The 5681-nt window shown below is 55.8% G+C and carries 8 protein-coding genes; 1 reads left to right on the forward strand and 7 read right to left on the reverse strand.

The window, feature by feature from the left end; all coding sequences use genetic code 11:
• Nucleotides 1-361 precede the first annotated feature (361 nt).
• From ACOSYY_RS01315 to ACOSYY_RS01340, 6 genes are all read right to left on the reverse strand, one after another.
• A complete protein-coding gene (locus tag ACOSYY_RS01315) occupies nucleotides 362-649 on the reverse strand; it encodes a hypothetical protein (RefSeq protein ID WP_421660443.1) in 288 nt (95 codons plus the stop codon).
• Nucleotides 650-707: 58 nt separating this feature from the next.
• Nucleotides 708-1073, reverse strand: coding sequence for a VOC family protein (locus tag ACOSYY_RS01320; protein ID WP_421660444.1), 366 nt, complete (start codon nucleotides 1071-1073; stop codon nucleotides 708-710).
• On the reverse strand, nucleotides 1070-1279 hold the full coding sequence (locus ACOSYY_RS01325) for a hypothetical protein (protein ID WP_421660445.1): 210 nt from the start codon (nucleotides 1277-1279) through the stop codon (nucleotides 1070-1072). Before ACOSYY_RS01325 ends, ACOSYY_RS01320 begins: the two co-directional genes overlap by 4 nt.
• A gap of 202 nt (nucleotides 1280-1481) precedes the next feature.
• Nucleotides 1482-2624, reverse strand: coding sequence for a site-2 protease family protein (locus ACOSYY_RS01330; protein ID WP_421660447.1), 1143 nt, complete (start codon nucleotides 2622-2624; stop codon nucleotides 1482-1484).
• A gap of 9 nt (nucleotides 2625-2633) precedes the next feature.
• On the reverse strand, nucleotides 2634-3191 hold the full coding sequence (locus tag ACOSYY_RS01335) for a hypothetical protein (protein WP_421660448.1): 558 nt from the start codon (nucleotides 3189-3191) through the stop codon (nucleotides 2634-2636).
• The gene (locus tag ACOSYY_RS01340; protein WP_421660449.1) at nucleotides 3163-3621 is read right to left on the reverse strand and encodes a PH domain-containing protein; all 459 of its coding nucleotides are present in this window, start codon (nucleotides 3619-3621) and stop codon (nucleotides 3163-3165) included. Before ACOSYY_RS01340 ends, ACOSYY_RS01335 begins: the two co-directional genes overlap by 29 nt.
• 466 nt (nucleotides 3622-4087) lie before the next feature.
• Between ACOSYY_RS01340 and ACOSYY_RS01345 the strand changes: the two genes are divergently transcribed.
• On the forward strand, nucleotides 4088-5236 hold the full coding sequence (locus tag ACOSYY_RS01345; RefSeq protein WP_421660451.1) for a YihY/virulence factor BrkB family protein: 1149 nt from the start codon (nucleotides 4088-4090) through the stop codon (nucleotides 5234-5236).
• Nucleotides 5237-5431: 195 nt separating this feature from the next.
• On the opposite strand, the gene ACOSYY_RS01350 is transcribed toward ACOSYY_RS01345, so the two are convergent.
• Nucleotides 5432-5681, reverse strand: a 250-nt coding sequence (locus ACOSYY_RS01350; RefSeq protein WP_421660452.1) for a glycosyl hydrolase family 65 domain-containing protein, incomplete at its 5' end; no start/stop codon positions are given.

Consider the following 5681-nt stretch of genomic DNA (forward strand, 5'->3'; position numbering starts at 1 on the left):
TGCCGGGGTTATGAAACTGACCGGTTGGTCCATAAAAAAGCTCCGTCCCTTTTCAAGGACGGAGCTCCTTCGAACATGCAATTTTTACATTATGCTTGGATAACGTTTCCGCTATGCATTCACAATGTTTCCATTGCTTGCTCTGATCATACATTATCGCGTTTCTATAGCGATTGATACGCGGAAAACCCCTCAATCTCGTAGTCGTTCTGCGCGACATTCGGCAACTTATTGTGCCGCTTTCATCTTTGAACCATGAGCCGAACCATCTCCTTATCAATTGCCTTATCTCATGCAGCGTGTTGTCGTAGGACGCCGAGTCAAGGCCATGATGTCATCCTTCCAACCAAGCGAGAACGTTTCAACTGCGTCGCTCTTCTTTCCCATCCGCCGTCAATTGATCCGCCATAATTCGCTCGCCGACACGCAACCGCCGCACATTCAGCTCATCAATGTCCAATGAACGGATCCGAGCACGCCCAATAGCGACGCGGCGAATAGCCAGGCTCCCGATCGCCAATGCGCCGATGGCCATTGCGCCCAACGCGAATGCGCCGGACGCCAGAGCACCGATTGCCACCGCGCCGGCAACATGGCTCTTTACGCGGACAGGTTCGGCCGGCCCGACATCGGCTCCCGACTCTTTCATTTTTTCGCTGACCCTCCCTATTCACGCCGCATTCGCGGGATTGATGCCTGTAGACGGCTTATGGTTTGGTGAGCAACTCAAGCAGATGACCGCTCGGATCACGGAAGTAGACGCCGCGGCCGCCATTCCAGTCATTCAGCTTCCGGTTGTCCGCATCCCATGGATGGCTGCCGTACGCCAACCCGGCTTTCCGTATTCGGTCAAAGATAGCGTCGAATTCATCATCGCTGACGTGGAACGCATAATGATGCTCGTCGAACGAATCATCTTGGTCAAAATCGAGCGTAAGCCTGTCGTTTACCCTGACCGGAGCAAAATGTCCGGACAGGCCTTCATACCGGAGCCCGAAGATATGGGCAAAAAAGCGCGCTGCCTCTTCCTTGTCGTGCGAGGGCACAATTGTATGGTTGAGTTCGATAGTCATGAATGGTCCTCATGGATATCCGAGATTCCACGCTCGATGAACGTCGACAGCTCACGCATGCTGTGTACAAAGCGTGTTTTCCAATCAGGCTGCGATGCAAAATGAAAGGGATTCTCCAGAGACTTCCGGTAAAGATGGAGCGTCGCCTGCGCCCATTCATTGGCGCCATCCATGCCGTCTCGAGCGCAGAGCATTGTTAACCGCATTCGTTCACTCATCGTGTTGCCATGCAGGATAAGCGGGTCGGTTCCGGGCGATTGTGTTATCAGCCAAACACGATGATTCGTGGACTCAACTCGCAGCGTCCCTAGCGGACGGGGACGAAGAAGAGGATCCGGCCACGATCGTGAATTGGCGATCTATTGTCCGCTCCGGTTCGAAGAATCTCCAAGAACGTGTGCGGCGATTTCATGCGGCCCTCTCCATTTCTTCCAAGTCTATGCGAAACGAGAGATACTTCAACAGATCCTTGAGCACGATCACCCCCACGAGCCGATCGCCTTCGAGAACCAGTAGCCGGCTCGATCTCGTCTTGATCATCTGAGCCAATGCCTTGGCGGCATCCCTGTCGGCTTGCACGGTCTTTTCCGGGGAACAGGCTTCCATGATATCCGCCACGCTCTTGTTCGGCCATTCTACCCGCGATAGATTTCCCACGTGCTTTTTGGAGACGCAGCCCATCACTTTCGTGCCGTCCAGGACGGGAAACATGTCGTGCAAGTACCGATAGAGGTAGTCGTCCACCAATGACTGCACGGAAAGGTCGGGCGGGACGGTGACCGGATCGGGAGACATGAACCGCCGGACCGATTCACCGTGTAATGCCCGGTTCACCAGCATCTGTTGGTAGGTCTGACCGGCGGCGCCGTAGAGGAAGAAACCGATCAAGGCATACCACAATCCCCCCACGAAGTTGCCCGTAAAGAAGTTGAACCCGCCCAATACCATCAGGATAATGCCGAATCCTGAACCAAATCGGGCGGCGAGTCTCGTGGCCCAATGAATATCGCCGGTCCATGCCCACAGCGCCGACCGAAACACGCGGCCACCATCCAGTGGAAAGGCGGGGACCATGTTGAAAATCGCCAGAAGCACATTGATGAAAGAAAGATAGCCGACAATTCCGCTTGCCGGCTCCGGCCAGCCGACTGCTTTTCCCCCTTGCATCGCTCCGTACAATAGGAGAGCCAACACCAGGCTGGACAGAGGCCCGACTATTGCCATGAAGAATTCAGACTTGGGATTCGGGGGCTCCTCTTCCATGTGGGCGACTCCACCGAAGATAAAGAGCGTGATGCCCTTCATCTGAATGCCGAACCGCCGGGCCACCAATGAGTGGGACAATTCGTGGAAGATCAACGAGCCGAACAGACCGATGGCGCCTAAAATTCCCATTCCCCAATATTGGGCGGGCGATAGATGCGAATATTGGAAAGGGAAATAGCCGGTGGCCAGCGACCAGGTGATGAGCAAAGCCAGAATAAGCCAGCTCATGTCCGCCTGGACTTGGAAGCCGAACAGCCGAAACAGATTGATGCTTTTTCCAAACATAGGGTCAGCTTATGAAGCCTGTGAGACCGGCACGATCATCGGGGCATAGCGAGCCAGCGCCGCTATAGCGAGGCCGACAAGCAGCACCCAAAACAAGAACCCTAGACCGGCTACCGTCGTTGCGGTCCGCTCTTCCTGCACGGCTGAAGCGGGAGACGGCTCTCCCGTTCGCCTTGGTGGGGGAGGCGCAGCGGCCCAGAACAACGCGATAAAGATCGCGACAAACAAGAACGGCATCCAATACACGCCGATCAGCGGAGGGCCGACCGGTGTCACCCATAGTCCACCGGCCCAGATGGCAAGAAAAAACAGTATAAATACCGGCCATATGCTCCGTCCTCCACGTTCGCCGGTAAATGCTATCAGACCGCAGATCACGAAAAACGCCAAAATTAACGATACGATGATCTCGACCATTTCCGGATTTCCTCCTCCTTCCCGATTATCCAGAGCTCCTTGACAACACTCTTCCGCTTGCGGCAACGAGTCCGCCTCATACTGTTGGGCGGATGTTCCTATGTATTCCGAGCACGCCGCTTCAAGCGACCTCACCGTGAGATTGAGCACTCTGTACGGTGCTCCGTATCGCAACCTCAATACGCCGCTTCACTCCTTCGGGGTCGTCTACACCGCGAAATCGAAGAGTCGGTCGTCTACTCGATAGCGCGATTACCGTCCCGATGCCAAACAGTGACGCGATCGGTCCCTGCCGGATTTCCACTTGTTCAACATCACTAAAATCCATCCTGCCCACCTCACGACCTGTGTAGCCGTTCCGGACAACAAGGCGAGTGGATAAGATCTCATAATGGCCCCAGCGCCGTATGACCACCGCGGTACCGAGTAGAACGACTGCCCCGACCGCCCAGCCGATCCATCCCGAAAATCCAAATCTCCCAAAGAGCCATCCTCGCCAAGCTACGAGGCCGGCCATGAGATAGAGCCAACTGAACTGGCGCCAGGACGGATAACCGGACCAAAGAATGGATTCCTTCACAAAAAACCTAGCGTTTAGCCACCAGACTAAGGCGCGGGCCTGCCTCCGGCTCCTAGACCTTACCGTTCACTTATCCACTCACATATCGTCTCGCCACCCGCGCACAGCACCAGTCCGCAAGAGAACGAGCCCGTCCAGTCCACCCCGGCACTGGCTTTTTCAGTCAAGCAGGTCTCTCGGGTGCCATGCAACTAGGCAATCCTCTAGAACGAATCTACGGCGGGGGTGATGTCTACGAAGCAGCGATGCTCTTAGTAATTGGCATACAGCACATCACGTGTCCAGGACCCATGCAGACGGTCGAGGTGGAGCCTAAACAATGCCATCAGGTGTACCGTAAGGTATCGTTCGGACAAGGACGCGCCAACGTTTGTCACATCAAGAGATTCGGGGTGCACCTAGTCCACAAGAGAACCTTTATATCCTATGGTTTCAGCAGATTGAATTTCCTTATAGGAGCAAATGTATGGCAAGGAAATGGTTGCAGGGGGCTCTGTACCGTCGTGCATGGGGCTTGTTGAAAGATACGGCAACGGCCTGGTCCGAGGACAGAGTTCCCCGCCACGGCGCTGCGTTGGCTTATTACACCGTGTTTTCCATCGTGCCGCTCTTGGTTGTCGTCATTGCGATCATTGGAATGATCTTCGGACGCGAGGCGACAGAGGGTTACATCCTCGACCAAATTGCCAGTGTGATAGGGGCGCAAAGCGCTGAGGCCCTCAAAGAAATGCTCCAACGGGCGAACCAGCCAAGCACCGGTATGGTGGCCACCGTGACGGCGACCGCCACCTTGCTGTTGGGCGCCTCGGGTGTCTTTGGTCAGCTCCAAGACTCGCTGAACAGCATTTGGGGCGTGGAACCCAAAGAAGGACGGGGCATCTGGGGGATCGTCAAAGACCGGTTCATGTCCTTCTCCGCCTTGCTCGGTACGGCTTTTCTGCTCCTGGTTTCATTGATTCTCAGCGCGGGGCTGGCTGCCGTCGGAGAGTGGCTTGGGGGATGGTTGCCCGCTCCGGAAGTCGCGCTCCACCTTCTCGAACTCGCGGTGTCTTATGCCTTGATCACCGGTCTGTTCGCCATGATGTTCAAGGTGTTGCCCGATGCGCGGGTGGCCTGGAGTGATGTGTGGATCGGCGCGGGGCTCACGGCGTTGTTGTTCACCGTCGGCAAATTCGCCTTGGGACTCTATCTCGGGAAAAGCGATATCGGTTCGGCCTATGGAGCGGCGGGGTCTTTGGTCATCCTGCTCGTATGGGTGTATTACTCCGCGCAGATTTTTTTATTCGGCGCTGAATTTACGCAAATCTATGCCAAAGCCGTTGGGCGCAAAATTTCTCCCGATGAGGACGCGACAGTGGCCGATCCGGAGAAAGCTCAAGGCAAAGCCCAAGGCCATGAGCAACCGGCCGTCGCCTTTCCATCTTTCAGCGCTGCGACCCTTGCACCGGCGCATGCGACATTCGATTCAGGTTACCGCGGGGACGAGGGAGTGCCACGAGCCGGAGCCGACCGATGGATCGCTGTGGCCATGCTGGCCTGGACGCTCATTCAACTGTTACTGGCGCCTTCGAGAAAGTCCATCCTGCATGGTGACCGCCCGAACAAATCGCTGTAAGCGGACAGGCACCCTGTCTTTTTTAGGCGAGGGCCGGCTGAAGGCCGGTCTTGTCCACGGAGGGGAGTCGCATGAACATGCGACCTGAGTCATGCGACATCGGGGCAGACAATGTGCGCGGAATCCCCTTATCGATCGAACGGCAAGCCGGTTCTTGAGATATGCGGTTCTCAAGAGGAAGGGGATCGCTATACCTCATTTGTTCATTCCGCGCTCCGAGGGTTTCCGGTTCGGTCGTTCAACGGATGGATCAGCGGGCGAGAGCCGAATCTCTTGATCCTCATGATTCAACGCCAGCCCACTGCCGGCTTTCAACGTATAGCGAGTGGCGTCTTGGCGGACATCAATCTCAAGACTCTGTCCTTGAAATGCGAGTCTGAATCGAAGACAGTCCAACTGTTCCGGCAAGGCCGGCCGAAAGCTCAGTCTGCCGGAATAGTCGCGC

This window comes from Nitrospira sp. BLG_2 (genome assembly GCF_049222245.1).

Excerpts from the sequence above, each read along its gene's own strand:
- ACOSYY_RS01315 (WP_421660443.1), bottom strand. The coding sequence starts at position 649 with ATGAAAGAGTCGGGAGCCGATGTCGGGCCGGCCGAACCTGTCCGCGTA.
- ACOSYY_RS01320 (WP_421660444.1), bottom strand. The coding sequence starts at position 1,073 with ATGACTATCGAACTCAACCATACAATTGTGCCCTCGCACGACAAGGAA.
- ACOSYY_RS01325 (WP_421660445.1), bottom strand. The coding sequence starts at position 1,279 with ATGCGGTTAACAATGCTCTGCGCTCGAGACGGCATGGATGGCGCCAAT.
- ACOSYY_RS01330 (WP_421660447.1), bottom strand. The coding sequence starts at position 2,624 with ATGTTTGGAAAAAGCATCAATCTGTTTCGGCTGTTCGGCTTCCAAGTC.
- ACOSYY_RS01345 (WP_421660451.1), top strand. The coding sequence starts at position 4,088 with ATGGCAAGGAAATGGTTGCAGGGGGCTCTGTACCGTCGTGCATGGGGC.